General features: G+C 54.0%; 23 protein-coding genes. 8 read left to right on the forward strand and 15 right to left on the reverse strand.

Features of this window, described 5'->3' with window-relative positions; translation table 11 throughout:
• Nucleotides 1-100: 100 nt before the first annotated feature.
• From IE091_RS08825 to IE091_RS08875, 11 genes are all read right to left on the reverse strand, one after another.
• Nucleotides 101-973, reverse strand: a complete 873-nt coding sequence (locus IE091_RS08825) for a tripartite tricarboxylate transporter permease (RefSeq protein WP_229800793.1) — start codon at nucleotides 971-973, stop codon at nucleotides 101-103.
• Nucleotides 961-1458, reverse strand: a complete 498-nt coding sequence (locus tag IE091_RS08830) for a tripartite tricarboxylate transporter TctB family protein (protein WP_189463448.1) — start codon at nucleotides 1456-1458, stop codon at nucleotides 961-963. Before IE091_RS08830 ends, IE091_RS08825 begins: the two co-directional genes overlap by 13 nt.
• 9 nt (nucleotides 1459-1467) lie before the next feature.
• Nucleotides 1468-2454: a tripartite tricarboxylate transporter substrate binding protein gene (locus tag IE091_RS08835; protein ID WP_189463449.1), complete on the reverse strand. Its 987-nt coding sequence runs from the start codon at nucleotides 2452-2454 to the stop codon at nucleotides 1468-1470.
• A gap of 96 nt (nucleotides 2455-2550) precedes the next feature.
• The gene (locus IE091_RS08840) at nucleotides 2551-3348 is read right to left on the reverse strand and encodes an HpcH/HpaI aldolase family protein (protein ID WP_189463450.1); all 798 of its coding nucleotides are present in this window, start codon (nucleotides 3346-3348) and stop codon (nucleotides 2551-2553) included.
• Nucleotides 3349-3461: 113 nt separating this feature from the next.
• Complete coding sequence (locus IE091_RS08845; protein ID WP_144980578.1) at nucleotides 3462-4448, reverse strand: tripartite tricarboxylate transporter substrate binding protein; 987 nt, start codon at nucleotides 4446-4448, stop codon at nucleotides 3462-3464.
• A gap of 123 nt (nucleotides 4449-4571) precedes the next feature.
• Complete coding sequence (locus tag IE091_RS08850; RefSeq protein WP_189463451.1) at nucleotides 4572-5705, reverse strand: iron-containing alcohol dehydrogenase; 1134 nt, start codon at nucleotides 5703-5705, stop codon at nucleotides 4572-4574.
• A gap of 143 nt (nucleotides 5706-5848) precedes the next feature.
• Nucleotides 5849-7432: an aldehyde dehydrogenase (NADP(+)) gene (locus IE091_RS08855; RefSeq protein ID WP_144980584.1), complete on the reverse strand. Its 1584-nt coding sequence runs from the start codon at nucleotides 7430-7432 to the stop codon at nucleotides 5849-5851.
• A gap of 64 nt (nucleotides 7433-7496) precedes the next feature.
• Nucleotides 7497-8501, reverse strand: a complete 1005-nt coding sequence (gene araD1, locus IE091_RS08860; protein ID WP_222114779.1) for an AraD1 family protein — start codon at nucleotides 8499-8501, stop codon at nucleotides 7497-7499.
• A gap of 7 nt (nucleotides 8502-8508) precedes the next feature.
• Nucleotides 8509-9771: a TRAP transporter large permease gene (locus IE091_RS08865; protein WP_189463452.1), complete on the reverse strand. Its 1263-nt coding sequence runs from the start codon at nucleotides 9769-9771 to the stop codon at nucleotides 8509-8511.
• 9 nt (nucleotides 9772-9780) lie between these two features.
• Nucleotides 9781-10320 (reverse strand): TRAP transporter small permease, encoded by a 540-nt coding sequence (locus IE091_RS08870; protein WP_144980590.1) that lies wholly within the window; start codon nucleotides 10318-10320, stop codon nucleotides 9781-9783.
• Between the two features lie 17 nt (nucleotides 10321-10337).
• Nucleotides 10338-11360, reverse strand: a complete 1023-nt coding sequence (locus IE091_RS08875) for a TRAP transporter substrate-binding protein (protein WP_189463453.1) — start codon at nucleotides 11358-11360, stop codon at nucleotides 10338-10340.
• Nucleotides 11361-11606: 246 nt separating this feature from the next.
• Between IE091_RS08875 and IE091_RS08880 the strand changes: the two genes are divergently transcribed.
• The 5 genes from IE091_RS08880 (at nucleotide 11607) to IE091_RS08900 (ending at nucleotide 17164) form a co-directional block, all read left to right on the forward strand.
• Complete coding sequence (locus IE091_RS08880) at nucleotides 11607-13136, forward strand: UxaA family hydrolase (RefSeq protein WP_144980595.1); 1530 nt, start codon at nucleotides 11607-11609, stop codon at nucleotides 13134-13136.
• Between the two features lie 43 nt (nucleotides 13137-13179).
• Nucleotides 13180-14145 (forward strand): GntR family transcriptional regulator, encoded by a 966-nt coding sequence (locus tag IE091_RS08885; protein ID WP_144980598.1) that lies wholly within the window; start codon nucleotides 13180-13182, stop codon nucleotides 14143-14145.
• A 67-nt stretch (nucleotides 14146-14212) separates the two neighbouring features.
• Nucleotides 14213-15091 (forward strand): NAD(P)-dependent oxidoreductase, encoded by an 879-nt coding sequence (locus IE091_RS08890; protein WP_144980601.1) that lies wholly within the window; start codon nucleotides 14213-14215, stop codon nucleotides 15089-15091.
• Between the two features lie 38 nt (nucleotides 15092-15129).
• Entirely contained in the window at nucleotides 15130-16185 is a 1056-nt protein-coding gene (locus tag IE091_RS08895) for an Ldh family oxidoreductase (protein ID WP_144980604.1), read from the forward strand.
• 22 nt (nucleotides 16186-16207) lie between these two features.
• Nucleotides 16208-17164: an NAD(P)-dependent oxidoreductase gene (locus tag IE091_RS08900; RefSeq protein WP_144981490.1), complete on the forward strand. Its 957-nt coding sequence runs from the start codon at nucleotides 16208-16210 to the stop codon at nucleotides 17162-17164.
• Between the two features lie 94 nt (nucleotides 17165-17258).
• Here IE091_RS08900 and nanR read toward each other — a convergent pair whose 3' ends face one another.
• Together nanR and IE091_RS18655 are read right to left on the reverse strand one after the other, a co-directional pair.
• The gene (nanR, locus tag IE091_RS08905; RefSeq protein WP_229800795.1) at nucleotides 17259-18083 is read right to left on the reverse strand and encodes a transcriptional regulator NanR; all 825 of its coding nucleotides are present in this window, start codon (nucleotides 18081-18083) and stop codon (nucleotides 17259-17261) included.
• Nucleotides 18084-18317: 234 nt separating this feature from the next.
• The gene (locus tag IE091_RS18655) at nucleotides 18318-18569 is read right to left on the reverse strand and encodes an SDR family NAD(P)-dependent oxidoreductase (RefSeq protein WP_422822522.1); all 252 of its coding nucleotides are present in this window, start codon (nucleotides 18567-18569) and stop codon (nucleotides 18318-18320) included.
• A gap of 396 nt (nucleotides 18570-18965) precedes the next feature.
• Between IE091_RS18655 and IE091_RS08915 the strand changes: the two genes are divergently transcribed.
• Genes IE091_RS08915 through IE091_RS08925 form a run of 3 tightly spaced genes read left to right on the forward strand, consistent with a single transcriptional unit; the run spans nucleotide 18966 to nucleotide 22910 of the window.
• On the forward strand, nucleotides 18966-20129 hold the full coding sequence (locus tag IE091_RS08915; protein ID WP_144980609.1) for a fumarylacetoacetate hydrolase family protein: 1164 nt from the start codon (nucleotides 18966-18968) through the stop codon (nucleotides 20127-20129).
• A 46-nt stretch (nucleotides 20130-20175) separates the two neighbouring features.
• Nucleotides 20176-21477, forward strand: coding sequence for an L-fuconate dehydratase (locus IE091_RS08920; RefSeq protein ID WP_144980612.1), 1302 nt, complete (start codon nucleotides 20176-20178; stop codon nucleotides 21475-21477).
• Nucleotides 21477-22910: an FAD-binding oxidoreductase gene (locus tag IE091_RS08925; RefSeq protein ID WP_144980615.1), complete on the forward strand. Its 1434-nt coding sequence runs from the start codon at nucleotides 21477-21479 to the stop codon at nucleotides 22908-22910. Before IE091_RS08920 ends, IE091_RS08925 begins: the two co-directional genes overlap by 1 nt.
• 150 nt (nucleotides 22911-23060) lie before the next feature.
• Here IE091_RS08925 and IE091_RS08930 read toward each other — a convergent pair whose 3' ends face one another.
• Nucleotides 23061-24356: a TRAP transporter large permease gene (locus IE091_RS08930; protein ID WP_189463455.1), complete on the reverse strand. Its 1296-nt coding sequence runs from the start codon at nucleotides 24354-24356 to the stop codon at nucleotides 23061-23063.
• Nucleotides 24353-24907 (reverse strand): TRAP transporter small permease, encoded by a 555-nt coding sequence (locus tag IE091_RS08935; RefSeq protein WP_039175186.1) that lies wholly within the window; start codon nucleotides 24905-24907, stop codon nucleotides 24353-24355. The genes IE091_RS08930 and IE091_RS08935 overlap by 4 nt, the downstream gene beginning before the upstream one ends.
• Nucleotides 24908-24926 lie beyond the last annotated feature (19 nt).

Consider the following 24926-nt stretch of genomic DNA (forward strand, 5'->3'; position numbering starts at 1 on the left):
CTGATGGTCATATCGCCGCATAGGTGTGCCGAATGATGCTGTGCACTATGCCAGAAAAATCAGGTGGTTGTCGACAGGCTATCCGCAACCACCTGAATAGTTACTTTTCTTTTTCCTTGGATCTTCCCTTGCCCACCCCGTAGGAAATCCAGGCCGCAATATCAGCTCCTGCGCCGGGCAGAGCTCCAATTAAAGTACCGATTGAGCTACCACGCACCATGTTGCGCCAATAACGTTTCATATGCTTAGGTACACTGCGAAAAACACTGTCTTTATCGGCAACGCTAATAGTCTTTTTCTCGGATTTGGAACCGTAGTAGCTCATTAGCTCGTTCAACGCAAACATACCGATCATGACTGGAATGAAGTTTATGCCTGCCATTAAATCCGGCACTCCGAAGGTAAACCTAGGGGCACCGCTCATCATGTCCAACCCAACCGTTGACAGTAATATACCGAATAAAAGCGATAGAAAAGCCTTTATTCGGGAGCCAACAGAGATGAAGATCGAACAGCTTAGTCCCAACACCGCCAGCCAGAAATATTCGAAGGCACTAAATTTCAACGCAACCTCAGCAAGCGACTGAGCCACCACGATCAAGATGATGGTACCGAAGATACCGCCAAAGACTGAACAGGCAAGATTGATTCCTAAAGCCTCCCGCGCCCTTCCTTTTTTGGCCAGCGCATGAGATTCCCCGACATAGGCCGCCGACGCAGGTGTGCCAGGGATATTCAAGTAAGTGCCTGGAATATCCCCGGCAAAAATCGCCATGGCAGAGGTCGTGACAATTGCAGCAATGGCGGGGATGGTGTCCATGTAGAACGTCAACGGCACCAATAAAGCAACAGCCATTGTTGCCGTAAGTCCTGGCACAGCACCTACAAATATTCCAAAAAGCGACGCTAGCAAGATAACCAACAAGGTTTCAAAATTCAAAACCAAACCAACCCCATTCATTAGAATATCCATGGTACACGCCCCTCTATTAGCGTTCCTTGCGGTAGCGGAATAAGTAAGTAGCGCGAAAAGATGAAATAGATTGCTAGCGCCACGAGCAGAGAGGCAATCAATGCTAACCAAGGAGCCGTTTTCCTAAACACCATCAAGACAAACATGATGCCCGCCATCGTAAGCATAGCGCCGATGTAGTCACTCGCAAAGATGTAAAAAAGAATGGCGATGGGCGGTAGCATCATTACCAACCCAGGTTTTTCAGTGATGGACTCTTTCAAGGAAGAGGCTTTGGTGGGCGCCATTTGAGCCGTTGCTTTTTTTCCATTCCATAACGCATTGGCTGCCAGGATCGTACCTCCAATGCAAAATCCCGCTCCAACGATGGAAGGGAAAAGCGAGGGCCCATATTGAAGACTGGGGAGCGTTGGAAATTGCTGGGCGGTAACAATCGTTGCCACACCAGCCATAAAAAATGCCACCCCGGAAAAAAAATCCCTCATGGTCATTCCTTAGTTGGCTAACCCAACTTGCTCGACGATTTCACCTAAAACCGTATCCATCTCTTGCATCAATTGGCCAAACTCTTCGGCATTACGCCATTCGGTGCCGAACCCCCGTTGCGCCATGAAATCCTGGTATGTGTCACTTTGGTAGGCCGCTTCGAGTGCCGATTCAAGCATGGCAACCACTTCTGTATGCATTCCATGTGGGCCGACAATTCCACGCCACGCACCAACCTGATAATCACTTCCCACTAGCTCTTGAGTGGTAGGAATGTCTCGAAAGGCTGCAAGGCGCTCCGATGCCATGACGGCAAAACTTTTGACGCGCCCGGCATCGATCATCGAACGAGCTTCAGGCACTGATGACGAAACGATATTCACCCCCCCTGATGCCAGCTCAGTCATCGCGGGTGCCGCACCTTCACTGGGAATCCAGATAACCTGATCAGCAGGAATATCCTGGTTCATCAAAAAACCCGCAAAGGCCAAATGCCAGATACCACCCTGCCCTGTTCCCGACGCTGTGAAGCTCCCTTTAGGCTCAGTACGAATGGCCTCCATCATCTCTTCAAGACTCTCAAATACTCCATCGGTGGCAACCTGGATTCCTGGAGAGTCGTAATTAATTTGCGCGATAGGGGTAAAATCTTCGTATGTCAGATCCGTCAACCCTTGCCAGTGCATGGTATTGACCTCAACGGTGGCCAGGCCGATCGTGTAGCCATCAGGGGCTGCATTACGCATGGCAGTATGGCCCACCACCCCACTGCCACCGGTACGATTCACTACATTAACGTTTTGCCCCAACTGCTCTTCTAACGCACGTGCAATGGTGCGTGCCGTTGCATCCGTTCCACCACCAGCCGCCCAAGGTACAATCAAAGTGAGAGGACGTTCTGGATAATCGGCAACAGCCGGAGTTGATACTAACGAGGTTGCTACTGCTAGAACAGAGTATTGAAGGATTCTGGAACCAACACTTTTTGTATTCATTATTCTTATCCTCAAGTATTTATTGTCTATTTAGTCTTTCTTGTCACAGCATGCACACACTAAACTCTTCATTCTCCATACTGTTCAGTTACGAGTTCAATACGTTTTTGATGGAGTCCCAGCAGACTGTTCCTTATATAGCCCAACGGTCGTTATTGCACCCTGTCGAAGCAGGCTGATGTCAATTCCAACGGCGATAAAACGACAGCCCAACTTCTGATAGCGGCGTGCATCCTCTTCGATGGGTGCTAGGATTCCTACCGGTTTGCCGGCAGCAAGTACCGCTTTTATTACTTTCTCTATGGCGCTTTGCACGTTGGGATGGGTCGGATTACCGGGATAACCCATTCCAACTGAAAGATCTGCTGGTCCAATGAATACCGCATCAACACCCTCAGTTGCTGCGATAGCTTCTATCTCTTCAACTCCTTGGGGAGACTCCACCTGCACGATTAGGCAGAGCGACTCATGTGCCTTCTTCAAATAGTCATCAACGCCATCCCAACGCGTGGCCCGCACTACCCCGCCACCCACACCGCGCATCCCGTGCGGCGGATAGCGTGTGGCCCGTACCAATGCGGCTGCCTGTTGGCCACTTTCCACCATCGGAACCATCAGCGTTTGTGCCCCTATATCGAGCAGTTGCTTGATCAGCGCCGGATCCTGATTAACGCTACGCACTACGGGCGCTGTCGAATAAGGGGCGACCGCCTGTAGCTGGGCCAAGATAGAAGGAAGGGTATTAGGCGCATGCTCGCCATCTATCAATAACCAATCGAAACCGGTACTGGCGACAATCTCAGTGGCGTAGCCTGAGGCAAAACCAGCCCAACAGCCCCATATCGGGTTTTGCCCTTTCAGTGCCTGTTTGAATGTATTGGTCGGTACCTGCATCCCATTACTCCTGCAGAGAAGTGGATGTCGGTCACTTTTGCCTCTGGCGGCAACAGTGCCCTTCAAGCGATACGCTCTTTTCCCTCGATAAGTGAGGGAAAAGAGCGAGCCTTTTAGTTTGCTAGCCCCACCTGTTCGACGATGTCACCAAAAACACCGTCCATCTCTTGCATGAGCTGGCCAAACTCTTCAGCGTTACGCCATTCGGTGCCAAATCCTTGTTGGTTCATGAACTCTTGATAAGTATCACTGTTATAAGCGGCCTCAAGAGCTGCTTCGAGCGTAGCGACGACATCAGGCTCCATACCTTTAGGGCCAGCGATGCCACGCCACTCACCAACCTGGTAACTGCTGCCAATTGCCTCATGAATAGTCGGAATATCGGAGAAGCTTGGAATGCGCTCCGGCGACATGACCGCAAAGCTTTTAACGCGGCCGGCCTCGATCATTGAGCGAGCTTCCGGCACAGAACTTGGAACGATATCGATTCCTCCCGAGACCAGCTCGGTCATCGCAGGTGCCGCACCTTCACTGGGAATCCAGGTCACTTGGTCCGCCGCGATGCCCTGATCCATCAAGAAACCAGCAAACGCTAGATGCCAGACACCACCCTGGCCAGTGCCGGAGGCAGTGAAAGTACCCTTAGGCTCCGTTCTGATAGCCTCTAAAAGCGCCTCCAGACTTTCATAGGGAGAGTCGGCGGCGACCTGTATACCTGGAAAGTCGTAGTTAATTTGCGCGATCGGCGTGAAGTCCTCAAAAGTGAGGTTGGTCAACCCCTGCCAGTGCATCATATTGACTTCACCTGTCGCCAAACCAATCGTGTAGCCATCAGGTCTGGCATTGATCATAGCGGTATGCCCCACCACACCGCTGCCTCCAGTACGATTAACTACGTTGACATTCTGGCCCAGCTCCTCCTCTAGTGCCCGCGCGATGGTACGCGCCGTGGCATCCGTTCCACCACCTGCGGCCCAGGGTACAATCAGTGTAAGAGGTCGTTCTGGGTAGTCCGCCAGAGCAGCGCCCGAGGTAACAATCAGGGTGGCGGCGAAACCTGAAACAACAGCGTTCTTGATAGATGAGTTTATAATTGTCATGCTCATTTTCCTTTGGCTTTGTTAGCAATGAGTGTCATTCAAAGTAGTGTGTCGGTTTAGCTATTACTGTCTTAACGATTACTCCTAGTGCTGTTTGATAAATGTACGACCAAGCGTTCTCAATCAGAAAACATCTCTGAGCATGCTGTAAAAATCTTCTCTAGAAGGTGTACGTGGGTTAGTGGCCGTCGAATGGTCTTCTAACGCCCATTGGGAAAGCGGCTCCAGATGCTCTTCAGTAACTCCCATTTCCCGCAAGTTAGCTGGCATCCCGAGCTTTGCATTGAGCTTTTCGAATTCCATTGCAAGATCATCTTCAGGGGTGAGTCCCATAACAGCTTTTAACCGCGTATATTTCTCTTCACACTCGGGCTGGTTGAACCGAAGAACGGTTGGCATTAACACCGCATTGAGCGTGCCGTGATGGAGCTTCAATTCGTTTATGCCACCCAACGCATGTGACAGGGAGTGCACCGCACCAAGCCCCTTTTGAAATGCCATGGCTCCTTCAAGGGCAGCCATCATCATTTCAGTTCTTGCTGACAGGTTTTCACCGTTTTCAACGACCTCGACAAGGGAGCGGCGGGCACGCGCCAGGCCGTCAAGCGCAATCGCATCAGCCGGTGGGTTAATTTTCGGGCTCAGAAAAGTTTCTACACAGTGGGCAATCGCATCCATGCCCGTCGCAGCTGTTAAGAACGGCGGCAGGCCAACCGTCAAGCAAGGATCACAAATAGCCACCGAAGGAATCAGATATGGAGAAAGAAAACCGAGTTTGCGATTATTCTTCATGGTTATCAGCGAAGCTCTACCTACCTCGCTCCCCGTACCAGCTGTTGTGGGTATGGCGATCAATGGCATTACATCGGCACTAATTTTCGCAACGCCACCTTCGATCGCTGCATATTGACGAAGTGGTGCTGGATGGTCGAATAGCAGCGAGACCGCTTTGGCTAGATCGATACTTGAACCTCCGCCAATAGCTACAATGCCATCACAGGCATTCTCGCGTAAGAAAGCCAGCGCCTGTTCTACAGCTGCTTCCGTCGGGTTGGACGGCGTTGCATCAAAAATGCAAACGTCACCACCAAGTTTTGATGATGCAATGACCCGAGCTAGCAGACCATTCGTACTCAAGGTCTTGTCTGTTACAAACAGTGGTTTTGTTATCTTGAGTATTTCCAGCTCACTGGCTAGTTCGTCAACAGCGTTTTCGCCAAACTGAATTTTTGTTAGGTAGTTAATCATGTAGGGCATGCTGGTTTCTCATTATTGTTGGCATCGTGAACCAAATAGCCATTCCATAAGGTGTCATACAGCATGATAGTATGACAATACTTTTTTGGCATTTTTCTGGCTGCCTAAGCACTTCCTGGAAATGCTTGGCAGCGCAGAGGGTTTTACGCGGTATTGTGCTCACGTTTACCGTCGACCAACCGGGCTATCTTCAAAGGATTATCGTCTTTTAGAGCTTCCGGTAGCAGTGTCATGGGCATATCCTGGTAACAGATCGGCCGTAAGAAGCGATTAATCGACGCGCTACCTACTGAGGTAGTTCGTGTATCCGACGTGGCCGGAAAAGGCCCGCCATGTACCATCGCATGACATACCTCAACACCTGTAGGCCAGCCGTTCACCAAAATTCGCCCTACCTTTTGCTCAAGAGTAGGAAGTAAGGTGCGAGCAAGCTCCATATCTTCTTCGTCCATCTGCAAGGTGGCTGTCAGTTGACCTTCGAGATGTTGGGCGACCTGTTGCATTTCTTTTTCATCGCTACATTCGATAATTAATGAGGCAGCACCGAATACTTCTTTTTGCAACGCTGCACTGCTCAGGAAATCTACTGCTGGCGTGGTATAGAGCGCCGTTTGGCATTGATATCCTTTCTCGCCCGGCCTACCACATGCGATTTCACGAGCATTGACACGTAGTTGCGCGATGCCTTCTTCGTAGGCTTGATGGATACCCGGCGTTAGCATCGTTTGCGCAGCACTTTCGTTCACCGCAACACTTGCCGCTTCGATGAACGTTTTTAGGCCGTCCCCTTTTATCGCAATGACCAAACCTGGATTGGTGCAGAACTGGCCAGCTCCCATATTGAGTGAGCCGACAAATCCCTCACCCAGTGCCTTGGCGCGAGCGCTGAGTGCCTCTGGGAGTATAAATACCGGGTTAATCGAGCTCATCTCTGCGTAAACAGGAATTGGCTGGGGCCTTGTCTGAGCGGTCGCCATCAGCGCCATGCCGCCTGCCCGCGATCCCGTAAATCCCACCGCCTGAATGTTCGGATCAGCAACTAGTGCTTGACCGACTTCTCGGCCCGATCCAAACAGTAAGGAAAAAACGCCTTCCGGAAGCTGACACCGGGAAATCGCTTTCTGTACGGCCTGACCCACAAGCTCCGAGGTGCCGGGGTGCGCGGAGTGAGCCTTGACGATCACGGGACAACCGGCCGCCAGGGCCGAGGCGGTATCTCCCCCCGCCACGCTGAAGGCCAACGGGAAGTTGCTCGCCCCGAAGACCGCAACGGGTCCGACCGCGATATGGCGCTGACGAAGATCGGCGCGGGGCACCGGCTGGCGGTCCGGCAATGAAGGGTCGATACGCACATCGAGCCACTCACCTGAGCGAACGACACCGGCGAATAGACGCAGCTGGCCGCAGGTGCGCCCGCGCTCGCCTTCCAGGCGGGCGCGTGGAAGGCCGCTCTCAGCCATGGCGCGCTCAATCAGTACATCTCCAAGCGCCTCGATTTCGCTGGCAATGGTCTCCAGAAATGTCGCCCGCGCGTCAAGCGAGGTTTCCCGATAGTTGTCGAAGGCCGATCGTGCCAGCTCGCAGGCCTTTTCCACGTCCCCCTCAGAGCACCCCTTGTAGGAAGGGTCTAACGTATCACCCGTTGCGGGATTGATGGCACGAATCTCTTTACGCGTGCCGTCTATCCATTGCTGACCGATCAGCGACTGACCTTTAAGTGAACTCATAGCGTCATTCCTACCGTTGTGAATCAAGATAATTGTGCCTCTATTCCGCCGTGCCGTTTTCCTCTTACAAGGCCGTTACACCAACGCTCTCTTCCGGCATCACCTTGATACGATTGATCAATGGCTTAGTCATCAGATTGCATTCGATGCGCATTTCATCGCCATCCTGAAGCTTCACGGCGTCGGCGAAGCTCAAGATCGCAGCGCCGAAGAAATGCACGTGGAGCTGCCCAGGAACGCGAAACGTGGCGTACTTGAAGTGGTGGTGCTCAAGGTTTTCGATCGAGTGGCACATATGCTGTTCGCCACTGGCAAAATCGTGCTGCCATACCACCGAGCCGTCACGATGAATCGACACGTTACCGCGGACTTCCTCAGGCAGCTCACCGATGACGATCTCGGGGCCGATACTGGCATCACGCAACTTCGAATGAGCCAGATAAAGGTAGTTCTGCTTTTCCGTGACGTGATCGGAAAACTCGTTGCTCAACGCATAGCCGATCCGAAACACACGGCCTTGGGCATTGACGATATAAACGCCCGCAAGCTCAGCTTCTTCGCCGCCATCCAGCGCAAAGGCAGGCATCTGAATATCCTGGTGCGGCGCGCGAAGCGTGTGCCCCGTTCCCTTGTAGAACCATTCGGGCTGTACGCCTGGGCCGCCGCCCGCCGGCTTGCCCCCCTCCACGCCCCAATCGAAAATGCGCTGGGTGTCGGTAATGGTTTCCTCACGACCGCTTTTCTCGCCTTCCTTGCCATGCATCTTGTTGCGTGGTGCGGCACTGCCCAGATGCGTAAGCCCGGTACCGGTAAGCAGCAGGTGGGCGGGGTCCGGATGGGTAATCGGCGACAGCAACCGGCCGGACTCGATCATTTCGTTGTAGTCGAGCGTCTCGCCGGCAGCGGATGCCTCTAGCACATCGCTCAACGAGCGACCTTCGTTGGCCGCCACCAGCGCCAAATCGTAAAGCGAAGCCGAAAGCGGCTGCAGCCTTTCCCCTTTCACCTGGGCGGCAATGACAGCGCCGTTTTCGGAGCTAATCTGAACAACATGGATATTATTTTTCATAGGAACCTCAACGAATTAACACAAGCGATAGCCAGGGCACGTACGTCACCAGCAATAAGGCGATTAACAAGGTAAGAAAGAAAGGTGCCGACGATCGTAGAAACTGCAGGGTGCCCAGTTTGGCGATATTGCAGCTGACAAACATCAGAACACCCAACGGCGGGGTAATCTGGCCGATAAGCAGATTGAAGAGCATGATGATGCCGAAGTGAACCAGATTGATGTCCAGGGAATTCAGCAGAGGAATCAGAATGGGCACCAGCACGATAATGATCGCAATGGTCTCCATGAACATTCCAATCGCTAGAAGCGCAACATTCAAAAGAAGCAGCACAGCCCAGGGGTTGTCTGTCAGTCCCGTGATCCAGCCCACGACCTCCTGAGGCGCCTGCAGAATACTCAATGACCAGGCCAAGGGGGCTGAGGCGGCGATGATGATCAGAATGGATGCCGCCTCTCGCGCCGTTGACACCAGCAGCTCACCCATGTCACGCCAGCTCAGTGACCTGTAGACGTACTTACCTACCACGAAGGAGTACGCCACGGCGATGGCAGCCACTTCGGTAACGGTAAACACGCCCAGCCGGAACCCCACGATAATGATGATCGGCATCAGCAAGGCCCAAGCGGCAGTTTTGGCGCTTGAATAGAGTCTTTGCTTATTGAAACGCTCATCCTTGGGGTACTGCTTGAGGATACTGATCAAGGTAATCAAAAGCGTCAGGCAAAAAGCAATCAACAGCCCAGGCAGAATACCCGCAAGAAACAGATCGCCGATCGAGATATTGGCCTGCCATCCATAGACCACCATCAAGATCGACGGTGGAATGATCGGAGAGAGCGTGGCAGACGAGGTGGTGAGTGCGACTGAAAAGCCACGGTCGTAACCGTGTTTTTCCATTTGCGGCACCATTACGCGGGTCGTTGCCGCACAGTCAGCAAGCGAAGAGCCTGATATACCGGCCATCAGCACGCTCGACAAGACGTTCACGTGCGCTAAACCGCCTCGCAGATGACCAACCAATGATCGACAAAAACCGAACATCCGCTCGCTGATGCCGCTGTTATTCATGATACCTCCCGCCAGCATGAATAGCGGAATGGCCAGCAAGGGAAACGACTCGACACCCGAGGAAACACGCTGCGCCAGAACATTCATGGGAATGTCCAAGGCAATAATCGCGACGATAGAGGCTCCCATCATGGCGACAGCAATCGGCATACCCAACAAGATCAGTACAAATAGAAGTAGAGCGATCGCGGCTAACATAGTGAGAACCTATATTTCATCCAACGCTGATTCGAAGACTAGAAAGTCACGCTTTAGAAAGACGTTGACGAAGATGTGTAAAAGCCCAATAAAAAAGGTGATCGGCATGGCCATCGAAAAATAGGCGAGTGAAATACCCAGCATGGGGGACGTGTTACGAGAGACACTTAGGCAGTACAGGTAGCCTAGATAGGTCATGTAGCCAAGCGTTACCGCCACCAGGACAAAGATGCACACCCGGATCACGGGCCTCGCCATGCTCGGAAGAAAATAGAGGATGGAGTCCACGGTGATATGCTTCTTCTCGGCAAAAGCGATACTGCTTCCGACGAATGTCAGCCAGACGATCAAAAGCCTCGAGACGCTTTCACTCCAGACGAATGGCGTTCCAAGCACATAACGAAAGAGCACTCCTGCCACGAGCAATAAAGCCATGGCGCCCAGTAACGATCCGGCAATCCACTTTTCCACCGTCAAAAGTTGCGAATCAAGACGCAGTAACGCTGATTTCATAACAATGCCTTTAGAGTTTTCAGCCCCGCCTTTCATGGCGGGGCATCACGTCATCAGTCCTGCTGGCGGTAGCTTTCGACAGCATCCAATACGCGCTGAAAGTGCTCTTCGCCCCAACGGCTGGTGAGGTTGTCGTAGGCACTTTGTGCGGCTTGCTCGAAAGGTGCCCTGTCAATATCGTCCACCACGTCGATCAGGCCGGAATCCTTCATCTCTTGAAGCATTTCTTCTTCCCGCGCGCTCTGCATGGCGTAGTTTTCGTCGGCAAGCGCAGCCATGATGTCCTTGAGCGCCTCTTGCTGGTCGCTGCTGAGCGAATCGAAGCGGTTGCTGTTGATCAGCACTACCTGGCTTTGAAGCATATGGCGGCTCATGACAAGCTGGTCTTGAACCTCGAAGAACTTGCGCGCGTAGATAGTGGGGATAGGGTTTTCCTGCCCATCGACGGTGCCCTGCTGAAGCGCCAGGTACACCTCACTGAACGGTATGGGTGTTGCCGATGCGCCGAAGGCGTTGATCATTTCGACCCAAGCGGGGGATTCCGGCACGCGGATTTTCAAGCCCGTCATATCGTCAATCGAGTGAACGTCGGCGCCTTTGAAGGTGAAGTTGCGCCACCCCCAGTACCAGGATTTAGCCAGCGGCTGTAGACCGTATTGTTCATCCAGCTCATCGAAGATCGGCTGGTAGGCGTCTCCTTCCAGAATATGACGCGCTTCGTCCCAGCTTTGAAACATGAAGGGCGCATTCGATATTTCGAGGGCGGGTACCAGCGTGCTGGCACCTGAATAGCCGGGGACGACAATATCCACCGACCCGTTGCTCGCCTGTTGAAGAAGCTGTACCTCAGAGCCCAGCTGCTCACTTGGGAAGACCTGAATACGTACCTCACCATCAGTACGCTCTTCGATTAGTTCCGGCAGTTTTGCAAACAGCTCGTAGCTCGCTTCGCCCGGGTTGAAGGTATGGGCAAGGCGCAAGGTGGTGGCCGCGTTCGCTGTAGACAAGCTCCCCAGCACCCCGCCCACGCACAGGGCCATTCCTAGCAAGCGCTTGTTCTTGATTATTGAAGCCATAGATCACTCCGTTTTTTTATTAAATATAAGCAAGCCTTGTATAGGTAATTCAGCTTGCTTGGTGGCTGCGCGCTTAATGCATGGAAGCAATCTAGATCAAATGAACATTGCGTTCAATGAGCATTATATAGGACGATAGTCTAATCGACGTGCACCGCCCGCTTGCTAGAGTGCATCCACAATGACCGCTTTTAGATTGCGCCTACCCCGTGCATCGAAAGCCCTGACATCAGCTCGAGGTAAACGATGGATCTCATCAACTCCCCCTCCGTAATCATTCATCTCAATTCGAGGGACAACGTGGGCGTTGCCTCGAAAGCGGTTCCCCAAGGCATTCCGATCGACAAGGACGGCACGCCGGCTCGGGAAAATATCGATGCAGGGCACAAAGTGGCGCTTGCCGCCATTCAACAAGGCGAGGCCGTCTTCAAGTATGGCCAGCTGATAGGGCTTGCCGCGCGGGATATAAAGCCTGGCGAGCATGTGCATACCCACAACCTCACCATGATCGAACTCGATTCATCGCTGGACGATTTCAAGGCGCATCCAAGAACCGGCACGACCAGCCACACCCGAACGTTTCAGGGGTATCAGCGCTCTGACGGCGGCGTGGGTACGCGCAATTACATCGGCATTCTTTCCACCGTCAACTGCTCGGCGACCGTCGCAAAGGCCACGGCCGATGAACTCAACCGGTCCGGCGAGCTGGACAAGATGGGATTCGATGGCGTGGTGGCCATTACCCATGGCTCAGGCTGCGCCATGAACACCGATTCGGAAGGCTTCGACTTTCTCGAGCGCGTCATCGCAGGCTATGCCCAACATCCCAACTTTGCGTTTGTGCTGATCATTGGCCTTGGCTGTGAAACCAATCAGGTCAAGACACTGGTCAAACGAAAGGGGCTGGAAGATGCCTCCAGGCTGGGCTACTTCAACATTCAGGACGCCGGCGGGACCCGCAGCAGCATCAAGAGGGCCTGCAGCCACATTCTGGAAATGGCCGCCCGGCACGGTCAGCAAGAACGCACGCCCGTCTCTCTCGAACACTTGGTCGTTGCTCTTCAGTGCGGGGGGTCGGATGGCTACTCGGGCATTACCGCAAACCCAGCACTTGGCCATGCAGCGGATTTGATCGTTCAGCACGGAGGCAGCGTCATACTCGCCGAAACCCCGGAGATCTACGGGGCTGAAAACCTGCTGATTGATCGCGCCATCGACGAAAACGTTGCACAAAAACTGCTCGATCGCATCAGCTGGTGGAAACATTACACCGAGATAAACGGGGCCGAGTTGAACAACAACCCTTCCCCGGGCAACAAGGCCGGCGGGCTCTCCACGATTCTTGAAAAGTCGCTGGGGGCAGTTGCCAAGGGAGGCACATCGAGTCTCAACGATGTCCTGCTCTACGCGGAGAAGATCTCGACGCGCGGGTTCAACTTCATGGACAGCCCCGGGTACGACCCTATTTCCGTGACAGGCCAGATAGCCTCGGGATCCAACGTGGTCTGCTTTACCACGGGCCGAGGTTCGGTGTCGGGTTTCAAGCCCGCCCCTTGTCTCAAGCTGGCAACCAATACCGCCATGTATGAGAAGATGCACGAGGACATGGATATCAACTGCGGCGTCATCGTTGACGGAACCGACAGCGTGGAGCGTGTTGGCGAACAGATTTTCGAGCGTATCATCGCCATTGCCTCGGGCGACATGAGTGCCAGCGAGTCGCTTGGTTACGGTAACAATGAGTTCGTCCCCTGGCTTGTAGGCGCCGTCACTTGATCGTCCACGAAACCAATCGACTGATTATGACCAATGGTTACCCATGACAAGAACGCTACGCGATCAGCTTTATACGGCTCTCAAGCAAAGTATCGTCGAAAAGCGCCTCGAACCTGGACTGGTGTTGCTTGAAGGCAACATCGCCACCCTCTTTGGCATTAGCCGATCACCCGTGCGCCAAACGCTGAGTCAGTTGCATGAGGAGCGGTATATATGCCGTTTCGAGGGGCGCGGCTATCTTGTCGGCGCATCGCCAGGCGATATCGTGCGGCGCTCTCTCAGCGAGCGTGACTTCAAGCAATCAGGCGACGCGCCCAAGGTTGATCGTACCGTGTCCTGGCGGGCTCATATCGATAGCGTGGAGCACGATATCGTTTTGTGTTCGATCAAGGGCGCTTTTGAACTCAATGAACTCAAGCTCTCCAAGTCGCTGAATGTCAGCCGTACGGTCACCCATCAGATTCTTCTCTACCTGCAGTCGATCGGTCTGGTCGAGAAGACGAAATACAATAGCTGGAGCGTGGTGCCGCTGGATGACCGGCGGCTGCACAACCTTTATGAAGCGCGTCGCCAGCTCGAGCCCTACATGATCGAACGGGCCGCCAGGAATATGCCTGAAAGCACCATCGACCGTTATATCGGAAGACTCGAGCATGCGGCCCAAAGCTACCCCGATATCGAAGGCGAGCTTTTGGATGAGCTGGAGAATGACCTTCACCATAGCGCTGTAAGTCAGGGGGATAACCAAGAGGTTATGAATATGCTCCGCCGCACACACCCCATCCTACTGGTTAGCAAACACCTTCTCGGCCGGGTACTCAAGCTTCCTGATCAGGACCCATTCTTCGACGAGCATTTACGGATATTCGAAAAAATGCGGCAACAACAACCGGCATTAGCAGGCAAGGCGCTGGCGAGCCACTTGGAACGATCGGAATCCAAGGTGCTTGGACGTTTGATCAATTTTCGCGAATCCGGAGAGATCTCGGTACCGCCTTATTTGCGCTAACTATCCAACCCATGCTGCTTCCGAGCGTACAGCAAGTACTGAAGGATAAACGATAGAGGAATCAATAATGACAAGATCACGCACTATCGGCTTCATTGGCACTGGCATCATGGGCGCTCCAATGGCAGTACGTCTAGCGGACGCAGGCCATCAAGTACGTGCCTGGAATCGAACGAAAAGCAAAGCGGATCGTTTGGCAAACCATGGTATCGAAGTCGTCGACATGCCCAAAGAAGCTGCTGCTCAATCCGACATTGTCATCGTAATGCTAAGTTCTGGCCCAGTCTGCAATGAAATATTACTCGGCTCGAAGGGAGTGCTTAAGATCATGCAGCGTGGTGCCACGCTTGTCGTCATGAGTTCAATCCCGGTCGAAAGCGCTCGAAAACAGGCAGAAGAAGCCGCTCAAAAGCTCGTTCATTATTTGGATGCACCGGTTTCAGGAGGCGAACAAGGAGCCATAGATGGCACATTAGCTATTATGGTGGGCGGCGACGCTATGACTTTTCAAGCCATTGAGCCCGTTCTCAATCTACTTGGCCGGCCTGTACGGGTCGGACCTGCCGGAAGCGGGGAACTGGCCAAGCTCGCCAATCAAATGATCGTGGCCAATACCATTGCGACCGTAGCCGAAGCCATCCTCATGGCAGAACGAGGCGGGGCCGATCCTGGGAAAATGCTGGCCGCCCTGGAAGGAGGGTTTGCAGACTCAACCATCTTGCGAATTCACGGTCAGCGCATGATTCACAAAACCTTCCAGCCTGGCGGGCCTGCAAAATGGCAGTTGAAGGATACCCAAACCGCTATGGAGCTTGCCAAAACAATGAACCTTGAGCTTCCGGTATCCTCACTGGTTAATACGTTGTTTGAAGAACTCGTCAATCAAGGCGATGGGGAGCTTGACCACAGTGTCCTGATTAAGCACCTCAGAAGACGGAATACGTAAAAACAACTGACAATAACAATTCTTGGAGAATCAAAACGATGAGCAATTACTACGACGTTCAGCACATCACCCAGTTTAGCATTGACCTACTGGGGGCCGCTGGGCTTGATCACGAGAAGGCAAAGGCCGTCGCCGATGTGCTCGTTGAGGGCGACCTGATGGGGCATACGACTCACGGGCTTCAGCTACTATCCCCGTACCTTGAAGAAATCCATTCAGGTAGGATGCCAGTCACGGGCGAGTACGAAACGATCTCCGAACGCACAGCCGTACAGACTTGGGACGGTCGATATCTACCCGGCCCCTGGCTGATTCTAAAAGCGATGGACGCCGCCGAAACCATGGCACGCACTTGCGGCACAGGCACAGTTGTTATTCGCCGCTCCAATCACATAGCCTGCTTAGCCGCTTACCTCAAGCGCGCCACAGATAAAAACCTGTTGGTCATCATCGAATCCTCTGACCCAGCAACCAAATCCGTTGCACCCTACGGCGGGTTGCAGGCTACTCATACGCCCAACCCGATTGCTGTGGGCTACCCGACGGATTCAGGGCCGGTCCTTCTGGATGTCAGCACCTCTATTACCACGAATGGCATGGTTGGACGACTCCACAAACACAATAGTCAACTGCCGTTCCCGTGGCTTAAGGACCATCAAGGGAATGCGACCAACCAGCCTTCCGTGCTTTTCGATGCACCTAAGGGGAGCATCATGCCAATTGGTGGTCTTGACCATGGTCACAAGGGATATGCGCTTGGGCTAATGGTAGAAGCACTAACGTCTGGGCTCGCTGGATTCGGCCGCGTGCAGAAACCTTCACAATGGGGAGCCTCTGTCATGGTTCAGATCATGGATCCTGGCGCTTTTGGTGGTCTTGACGCCTTTAAGCGCGAAACCGGTGCCCTAGTGGATGCGTGCCGTAATAATCCTGTAGCAGAAAACAGCCCTCCCGTTCGAATACCTGGCGAACGTGGTCTTGCACTGCACAGGCGTTATATGCAAGAGGGAGTACCTCTTCCAAACGGTGTACCCGAAGCTCTTATCGACTGGTCAAAACGGCTGGGAGTAATCTTCCCTAATGCACTGGAATGACAATGGTCTATTCCGAGGTCTAATGGGCAACAGCATAAATGTGTTGAATCACTTATCAGAGATAACCATGAAAAAAGAACGCATAGGATTTATCGGGCTCGGTTTAATGGGCAAGGAGATGGCCAGATATATTTTAAACAATGGTTACCCATTAACAGTGCTGGCCCATAGAAATCGATCTTCAGTTGAAGCACTATGTCAGGAAGGCGCCACGGAAGTCAGCACTCCCGCTGAGATGGCAAAACATAGCGATATTGTTTTCATCTGTGTACAGACATCCGAACAGGTTAGCGAAATTGTGTACGGCACTGACAGCTTAATAGATGGATGCCATGAGGGGCTTATCATTATTGACTGTTCTACGGCCAACCCTGAATCAACTGAGCACCTGGCTAAAAAACTAGCACACCACGGCGTGGTATTTGTAGATGCGCCTTTAGCTCGCACCCCCAAGGAAGCGAAAGAGGGGCGACTAAATGTGATGGTGGGTGGCGATGCTTCTAGCGTGGCCCGTATCACGCCTGTCATCAAAAGCTTTGCGGAAAACATTTTTCATGTGGGTAAGATTGGTACAGCACACAAGCTAAAACTAATTAACAACTTTATATCCTTAGGGTCTGCAACGCTAGTAAGCGAGGCTGCCGCTATGGCAGCAGGGATGGGTGTATCACAAGAAAAACTGCTAGAGATATGTTCACAAGGGGGGGCCAATAGCGCAATGCTTGCTCCTGTTATGGAGTGGGTTCTACAGAAAGAATGCCCAAGCTTACAGTTTAGTCTTTTTAATGCTGAAAAAGATATGCACTACCTTACAGACACGTTAAAAACTAATCAACTAGCCACTCTTATGCTACCGCCACTTTGCAAGTTTCTTGCATTAGCGCGAAGTGACATAGGTGATGAGGCCTTCGTACCTCAAGCATATGACAGCTGTATAAAGCGAAATGAAATCTCCACTTTTCCCGCCAAAGATAGCTAGGGCCTCAACATTAAGGTAGCGATAATAACGGAGTTAATGCGGCATCTGACAAACCAGGTGTCGCGCTTATTAATTAAAAACGCTTACTGACAGGCTACGGAATATTAGATAGACGCTTTTTAAGCTGCATATAAGTACCATAATGACGATCAAGGTGGCGCCGCATGGCTATTTCGGCCGCATCTGGGTCGCGGGATTCGATAGCAGCAATAATGTCCGTGTGGGCATCCGTCGCAGCTTTGTCTTCACCCTTTTGCTGCAGCACTTGGGCACGGCGATCATCCAACCACTCAGAAAGTGCAACATGGATGGCATCGAAAACTGGGTTACGTCCAATGCTGGCCAACACACCATGGAAATTATTGTCGGAGCGCTTGAAGCGCGCCTCATCACCAATGGAGTCGCGATTATCCGCCAAGGCGTTGCGTAGCCGAACAATATCCTCCTCGCTGGCATGACGAGCAGCGTAGCGCGCCAACGATATCTCGAACATGGCTCTCGCTTCTTGGAAATACTGCTGACCATCAGGCTGGGAAAGTAGTTGCCGTGTCACACCAGAAAGCCTTGCCATGACTGCCTCGGCAGTGGGACGAATCACCCTGGCCCGGGTGCCGCTATTGATCGCTATTAGCCCAAGCTGCTGAAGGTGAAATAGCGCCTCTCGCACTGCGGGCCGACCAACGCCAAACTGCTCCATCAACTCCCGCTCTGAAGGAAGTTGGTCATTTTCACTCACTCTCCCTTCCAGAATGTCTGCTTCAAGCTGTTCGGCGACTTGCTCAGACAGTGTTTTACGTTCGATCCGGTATCTACTGCTCATGGCAGTTACTCCTGATGAATCTTGGATTAATCGCCATTTTACGGCATTTCCGTGCATGGTTTGCAGCCAGTTTTCGCTCATAAGAGTGGGGCTACTCATGGCATTAGCTGTTTACCGTTAACTTCAATGTTTTGCTCCATGAAATAGCCAATGAGCGTATCTGCTGGCCCAGAAGCACGTACACGCCCACACACCTCTGCAGCACCCAGACGGCCCCTGTAAAATGATACACAAGCCGCGTCACGGCGAGCATCTCTGGAGTGGCGATCATAAAAACCAGTGGCAATTGTGCCGGGCTATGGCATTTACGCGGATGTTATACTTAGTAAGCTCCTAGGCCATATTTCGGGTAACCGTGCTCACAAACCCTTTGGTGGAAGCGTATAACCCAGCCCCGCCGCCATCGAGTACAGCAAGCGAAGTGCTATGCATAATATTGCAGCCTCCAGTACGCTGAAAATGCGACAGCGCCACGCGACTGGCCATAGTCATAGAGTGGCTATTGAAATCCACAACCCGCTCATACTGCTCTTCGTTCCTCTCATCCAGGCCAAAACGGTTCGACATATCTCCCGCGTTATTCATCAACAAGTCTAAACCGCGTCAGCGCTCGGCAGCATCGTCGACAATTTTTTGGGTCTCGTGGGTGCCAATGATATCTGCTTTCAGGGTAAAGCGCTCTCACCAGCCGATCACCTACCACAAAAAAAAACCAAAATCAACACCAGTGTTTCCACTCGTCTCACATGGAATTTTCCTTACTTTTATTTTCCATAAGAAAGACGCACATAGCGACATTACCTACCTCTAGATCTATTTAACTATCGACCTGAAACGAAACGGTGCGATAAAGCAAACCATGAAATAGCATACCTGTCATACAGCATGACATTCATAGTATGCTAGGCAGTAACCATGTTCAGCGCTAGTCGCCCGCAAGGGCAATAATAAAACTAATTCCAAGAACGAATGGAGATGCGCATGCAGGCACTTTCATTAATGGACACACTCCCAACCGACCTGAACAAGGCCCTTCTAGTAGGCAGAGTTTGGTTGGAAGGTAATCATCCAGGCCCCGCACTCGTAACCATCAGCAACGGCCAAGTGATCGACATTACCGCGTTCGGCCCCACCATGGCTGACCTTCTGGAACACGACGATCTACAAGCGGTAGTGGAACAGGCGGAAGGCCCACTGCTTTGCAGTGTCGAGGAACTCATTGAAAACTCTCAGTTATCTCAACCACAAGTGCCCTACCTGCTCGCGCCTTGTGATGTGCAGGCCGTCAAAGCGTGTGGCGTCACCTTCGCCGTAAGTTTGTTGGAGCGAATGATCGAAGAGCAAGCGGGCGGCGACCCGGCGAGGGCGGTGAAGCTTCGCGACGATTTGCAGGCACTGATCGGCACCGACCTTTCTAAAATCGCACCGGGCTCAGAAGAAGCGATGTCGCTGAAAAAGGCGCTTCAGGCGCGCGGTGGCTGGTCACAATATATGGAAGTGGGTATCGGCCCCGATGCGGAGGTGTTTACCAAAGCCCAGCCGCTCTCATCGGTAGGCTTTGGCACGCCGGTGGGTTTGCATCCCTCCTCTCAGTGGAATAACCCCGAGCCGGAAATCGTCCTGGCCGTCGATAGCCGCGGCCAGGTGCGCGGCGCCACCTTAGGCAACGACGTCAATCTGCGGGACGTCGAGGGGCGCAGCGCCCTGCTGTTAGGCAAGGCGAAAGATAATAACGCCTCCTGCTCAATCGGCCCGTTTATCCGTCTGTTTGATGATCACTTTACTATCGACAGCGTGCGCAACTGCCAAGTATCGCTACGTATCGAAGGTGTGGATGACGACTTCTTGCTCCAGGGTAAGAGCGATATGCGCGAGATCAGCCGCGATCCGCTGGATCTAGTGCAGCAAACCATTGGCGATCACCACCAATATCCAGACGGTTTTATGCTGTTCCTGGGCACCATGTTCTCGCCGATTCAGGATCGCGACGGAGAAGGCCAGGGGTTTACCCACCACCTGGGTGATCGCGTTACTATCGCCACCCCTGCTCTGGGCGCACTGGTCAACCGGGTAGGCCGCAGCGATCAATTGCCGCCCTGGACTTACGGTATTCGCGAACTGATGCGCCACTTAGCGCGCCGCTGATACTGACACTCAATACGCCCCTCATCGCACCGCCAAGGAGAGCACAATGACAACGATTACTCGCGTCGACATTCAAGACATTCGCTTCCCCACCTCGCGTTCGCTGGATGGCTCGGATGCCATGAATGCCGCGCCGGACTACTCCGCCGCCTACGTCATCCTACACACCGATGACGGCAGCCCAGAGGGGCACGGTTTAACCTTTACCATTGGCCGCGGTAACGAGATCGTAGTCACGGCGCTGCAATCGCTGGCGCCTCTGGTTGAAGGGCGCACGCTGGCCTCGATTACCGATAACATGGGCACCTTCTGGCGGGAAATCACTGGTGACAGCCAGCTACGCTGGATTGGCCCCGATAAAGGCGCGATTCACCTGGCGACCGCCGCCATCGTCAACGCCGTGTGGGATATGTGGGCGAAAAAAGAAGGCAAGCCGGTGTGGAAACTGCTGGTGGATATGACGCCCGAACAGTTGGTGCGCTGTCTCGACTTCCGTTTTGTGACGGATGCATTAACGCCAGAAGAAGCAATCTGTCTGCTACGCCGCCAAGCCCCCGGCAAAGCGGCACGAGAAGCCGAAATGCGCAGTGACGGCTACCCAGGCTATACCACCTCGGCGGGCTGGCTGGGTTACAGCGACGAGAAAGTGCGCGGCCTGGCACGTGAAGCGCTGGCCGAAGGCTGGACGCACTTCAAACAGAAAATTGGCGGCGACATCGAAGAGGACGCCCGCCGTGCAGCGCTGCTGCGCGATGAGATCGGCTGGGACAACGTGCTGATGATGGACGCCAACCAGGTGTGGGAAGTCGACGAGACGATCACCAAAATGCGCCGCCTGGCCGAGTTTGACCCACTCTGGATCGAAGAACCCACCAGCCCTGACGACATTCTCGGCCACGCCGAGATCCGCCATCGAGTGGCACCGATTGGCGTCGCCACCGGCGAACACTGCCACAACAAGGTGATGTTCAAGCAGTTCTTCCAGGCGGATGCCATCGACTACTGCCAACTTGATGCAGCACGCTTGGGTGGGCTAAATGAGGTTATTCTCGTGGTGCTGATGGCCGCTAAATTCGGCGTACCGATTTGCCCTCATGGCGGCGGCGTAGGGCTATGCGAATATACCCAACATATCTCGCTATTCGACTATATTGCGGTATCCGGCAACCTTGAAGGCCGCGTGCTGGAGTACGTAGATCACCTTCACGAGCACTTTATCGACCCGGTAGTCATCAACCGTGGCCGCTATCAGGTGCCCGAAGCGCCGGGGTACAGCATTGCCATGCACGCAGAATCCCAAGCACAGCACCGCTTCCCTGAGGGTGCAGCCTGGCAGGAAGAGCGTTAATGACCAACACCACCACCTTCCTAAATGAGTTAACCAGCCTGCTCGGTGAGCGCGGTTTACTGCGCGAACCGGATGCCATGGCGCGCTACGTGAGCGACTGGGCAGGCGATACACTGGGCATGCCGCTAGCCGTGGCTCGCCCAGCCAATACCGCTGAAGTCGCAGAAGTAGCAAAGCGCTGCTATCAACAAGGGATCGCGATGACGCCCCAAGGCGGCCATAGCGGTTTAGTGGCAGGTGCCTTGTCCGCCGCCAATGGACAGGAGCTGGTAATCAGCTTAGAGCGCTTAAATAGCGTGCGGGCCATTGACCCGATCAACTTCACCATCACGGTAGACGCAGGCTGTATTCTTGAGAACGTTAAGCTGGCCGCCTTTGATCATGATTGCGACTTTCCCCTCTCGCTCGGCTCGCAAGGCAGTTGTCAGATTGGCGGCAATATCGCCACCAACGCAGGCGGGCTTAACGTGTTGCGCTACGGCATGATGCGCGAGCTAGTGCTGGGCCTTGAAGTAGTACTGCCTGATGGACGCGTTTGGGAAAGCCTGAATGCGCTGCACAAGGACAATCGCGGCTATGACATTCAACAGCTGTTTCTGGGTAGCGAAGGTACCTTGGGCATCGTCACTGGGGCAGTGTTAAAACTATCACCGCGCCCCACCCAAAATCGGACGGCGCTGCTGGGGCTGCCCTCCGTTCAGTCCGTGATTGATCTTTATGGTTTGGCACGCCGAGAGTGCTGCGATCTGCTAACGGCTTTCGAGCTGATTCCTCGTCGCTGCATTGAGTTAGCGATTGAAGCGACGCCAGAGCTACGTGATCCACTTGGAGACGCCTACCCCTGGTACGTACTGATGGAGGTTGCTGCCACCGGGCCAGTCGATCTTAGTGCCTTGCTGGAAGCACTGCTAGAAGTCGGCATGGGGCGCGAACTGGTACTGGATGGCGCGCTAGCCTCTAGCGACACCCAGTCCGCCCAGCTGTGGCAGTTCCGAGAAAGCATGCTGGAAGGCCAACGGCGGCGCGGAGAACATTTGCGCACCGATATCTCGGTACCCATCTCGGCGATTTCGAACTTCGTGAGCCGGGCAAGCGAGGTGGTGATGGCAGCATCCCCCGAGTGCGAAATCATTGCCTACGGCCATGTGGGCGACGGCAACCTGCACTTCAATATCCTACCCCCCGCGGCCATGGCGGATAGCGATAAGAAAGCCCATTTGCACGAGCTTGAAGAGTGTATTTTTAAGGTGCTGGATGATTTCCACGGCAGCATCAGCGCTGAACACGGCATTGGCCGCACCAAGCAAGCGCCTTATTTGGCGCGCCTATCGCCGATTGAGCGTGAGATGGTCAGAGGCGTTAAAACGCTGTTCGATCCTAAGGGGCTGATGAATCCAGGAAGGATTTTGCCTACCGTGGATTCGCCACACTGATTTATACCTAAGAGCCTGGACCGACTTGAGAACCTACAAAACATTTTAGTTAAAACCTGGTTATCGATGCCAACTCCTCCGGTTACTGGAGGAGCTGTTCTGCCAGTTTTAATTATTTACACACTTAGGCGGTATGGCCTAATTGTCTACTCAATACCCCATCATGCTCGGCAGCCAGGTCGCCAGTCCAGGCACGGCGATCAACAGCAGGACCGTGGCCAGGATGGGCAGCAGGAATGGCAGCACGGCTTTGACCACCTGGCCGTACCTCAACCGGGTAATCCCGACCATCAGGAACAGTACCGTGCCGAAGGGCGGCGTGATGACGCCCACCGAGAGCGTGATGACCATCACGATACCGAAGTGAACGGGGTCCAACCCCGCGCTGAGGGCGGCCGGTACAACGATGGGCGTGAAAATCAGGATGCTCTCGATCACCGACATGAAGCAGCCGATCAGCAGGAAAAACAGCGCAAAACAGAGCAGCAGCACGATGGTGGGCATATCGATGCTGGCGACCTGGCCTGCCAGCGCCTGGGGGATACCCATACGGACCAGAATCCAGCCGTAGAAGCTCGATACCGCGATGATCAGCAGAATGACCGCGCTGAACATCAGGGTTCTACGAAACGCCTGGAATAAATCCCGCCCGCTCAGGTCACGGTAGATCACCCCGCCCAGGATCACCGCGTACAGCGAGGCAATCGCACCCGCTTCTGTGGGGGTGAAAAAGCCTCCCCAAATACCGCCCACGATAATGGCGGGCATCATCAGGGGCAGGATGGCCCGTTTGCCCGTGCGCACGACTTCGCAGGCATCGAACGCGGTCGGTGTGGGCATCACCACCCGGCCAGTCATGCCCAGCACCACCGTCATGCCCATCAGTAACAGCGCCATCAGGATGCCCGGCAGCAACCCCGCCATGAACAGCCCACCGATACTGACATTGGCCAACCAGCCATACACCACCAGCGCAATGCTGGGCGGCAGGATAGGGCCGATGACGCTGGAGGCCGCCGTAATACCGGTGGAATAGCCCAGCTCGTAGCCGCGCTCCTTCATGGCCTTGATTTCGATGCTGCCAAGCCCGGCGGCATCGGCGACTGCGGTACCCGACATGGTGGCAAAAATCGAGCTGGCCACGACATTGGCGTGCCCCAGCCCGCCTTTGGTGAACCCCACCAGCGCCGTGGCGAAGTCGAAGATACGGGTGGTCGTGGAGCCCACGTTCATGATGTTGGCCGCCAGAATGAATAGCGGGATGGCCAGCAGCGTGAAGTTGTTGAGGGTTTGCACCATGCGCAACGGCAGCAGCTCCACCGGCAGGCCCCCCGCCCCGGTTACCGCCAGGGCAATGAACGAGGTCACGCCAATGGCCACCACCACGGGCAATCCAATGGCCATCAGGGCCAGCAAGCCCCCTACGAATACGAGCAATTCCATCATGGCTGCGCGGGCTCCTCTTCACGGGGCGCTTCCAACCAGGCCACGGGGCCACGCAGGGTCTGCCACGCGGCGATCAGCGCCATGCCCGAGAAACTGAGCAACACGCCGTAATAGAGAAAACTGAAGCTGATACTCAGCGATACGGTCTTGTTGTTGGCACTCATGTCGGACATGATCCAGGCGCCCCAGGCCGCCAGCACGAAAAATCCGCAGGAGATCATGGCCGTCAAGCGATACTGAAGATGCCTGCCCACGTTGGAGAGCCGGTGACTAAACAGGTCCACGACCAGATGCTCACTACGCACCCACGCCGAAATGGAGCCAAAACCAATGGCATAAATGGCCAGCAGCGACGCGACTTCTTCTGTCCAGGGCATTCCCAGCCCCAGCAGGTCACGAGCCACCACGGCGGCCACCAGCAGCACCAGAATGGCCACCATCAAGGTCACGCCCACCACATCGCACAGGCTCGTAATGACACGCAGCACACTTTGGGCGGCTCTATCCAGCCCCTGCACGGGTGCCGCTTTCTCTTCCGAGGGAGCATTCATCGATCATTTCCTGAGGTGA

The sequence above is a fragment of the Vreelandella hamiltonii genome, from assembly GCF_014651775.1.
GTDB classification, from domain to species: Bacteria; Pseudomonadota; Gammaproteobacteria; order Pseudomonadales; family Halomonadaceae; genus Vreelandella; species Vreelandella hamiltonii.

Bases quoted from the DNA above. Each gene is read 5' to 3' on its own strand.
- IE091_RS08825 (WP_229800793.1), bottom strand. From the start codon at position 973: ATGGATATTCTAATGAATGGGGTTGGTTTGGTTTTGAATTTTGAAACC.
- IE091_RS08830 (WP_189463448.1), bottom strand. From the start codon at position 1,458: ATGAGGGATTTTTTTTCCGGGGTGGCATTTTTTATGGCTGGTGTGGCA.
- IE091_RS08835 (WP_189463449.1), bottom strand. From the start codon at position 2,454: ATGAATACAAAAAGTGTTGGTTCCAGAATCCTTCAATACTCTGTTCTA.
- IE091_RS08840 (WP_189463450.1), bottom strand. From the start codon at position 3,348: ATGCAGGTACCGACCAATACATTCAAACAGGCACTGAAAGGGCAAAAC.
- IE091_RS08845 (WP_144980578.1), bottom strand. From the start codon at position 4,448: ATGACAATTATAAACTCATCTATCAAGAACGCTGTTGTTTCAGGTTTC.
- IE091_RS08850 (WP_189463451.1), bottom strand. From the start codon at position 5,705: ATGCCCTACATGATTAACTACCTAACAAAAATTCAGTTTGGCGAAAAC.
- IE091_RS08855 (WP_144980584.1), bottom strand. From the start codon at position 7,432: ATGAGTTCACTTAAAGGTCAGTCGCTGATCGGTCAGCAATGGATAGAC.
- araD1 (WP_222114779.1), bottom strand. From the start codon at position 8,501: ATGAAAAATAATATCCATGTTGTTCAGATTAGCTCCGAAAACGGCGCT.
- IE091_RS08865 (WP_189463452.1), bottom strand. From the start codon at position 9,771: ATGTTAGCCGCGATCGCTCTACTTCTATTTGTACTGATCTTGTTGGGT.
- IE091_RS08870 (WP_144980590.1), bottom strand. From the start codon at position 10,320: ATGAAAGGCGGGGCTGAAAACTCTAAAGGCATTGTTATGAAATCAGCG.
- IE091_RS08875 (WP_189463453.1), bottom strand. From the start codon at position 11,360: ATGGCTTCAATAATCAAGAACAAGCGCTTGCTAGGAATGGCCCTGTGC.
- IE091_RS08880 (WP_144980595.1), top strand. From the start codon at position 11,607: ATGGATCTCATCAACTCCCCCTCCGTAATCATTCATCTCAATTCGAGG.
- IE091_RS08885 (WP_144980598.1), top strand. From the start codon at position 13,180: ATGACAAGAACGCTACGCGATCAGCTTTATACGGCTCTCAAGCAAAGT.
- IE091_RS08890 (WP_144980601.1), top strand. From the start codon at position 14,213: ATGACAAGATCACGCACTATCGGCTTCATTGGCACTGGCATCATGGGC.
- IE091_RS08895 (WP_144980604.1), top strand. From the start codon at position 15,130: ATGAGCAATTACTACGACGTTCAGCACATCACCCAGTTTAGCATTGAC.
- IE091_RS08900 (WP_144981490.1), top strand. From the start codon at position 16,208: ATGGGCAACAGCATAAATGTGTTGAATCACTTATCAGAGATAACCATG.
- nanR (WP_229800795.1), bottom strand. From the start codon at position 18,083: ATGAGTAGCCCCACTCTTATGAGCGAAAACTGGCTGCAAACCATGCAC.
- IE091_RS18655 (WP_422822522.1), bottom strand. From the start codon at position 18,569: ATGAATAACGCGGGAGATATGTCGAACCGTTTTGGCCTGGATGAGAGG.
- IE091_RS08915 (WP_144980609.1), top strand. From the start codon at position 18,966: ATGCAGGCACTTTCATTAATGGACACACTCCCAACCGACCTGAACAAG.
- IE091_RS08920 (WP_144980612.1), top strand. From the start codon at position 20,176: ATGACAACGATTACTCGCGTCGACATTCAAGACATTCGCTTCCCCACC.
- IE091_RS08925 (WP_144980615.1), top strand. From the start codon at position 21,477: ATGACCAACACCACCACCTTCCTAAATGAGTTAACCAGCCTGCTCGGT.
- IE091_RS08930 (WP_189463455.1), bottom strand. From the start codon at position 24,356: ATGATGGAATTGCTCGTATTCGTAGGGGGCTTGCTGGCCCTGATGGCC.
- IE091_RS08935 (WP_039175186.1), bottom strand. From the start codon at position 24,907: ATGAATGCTCCCTCGGAAGAGAAAGCGGCACCCGTGCAGGGGCTGGAT.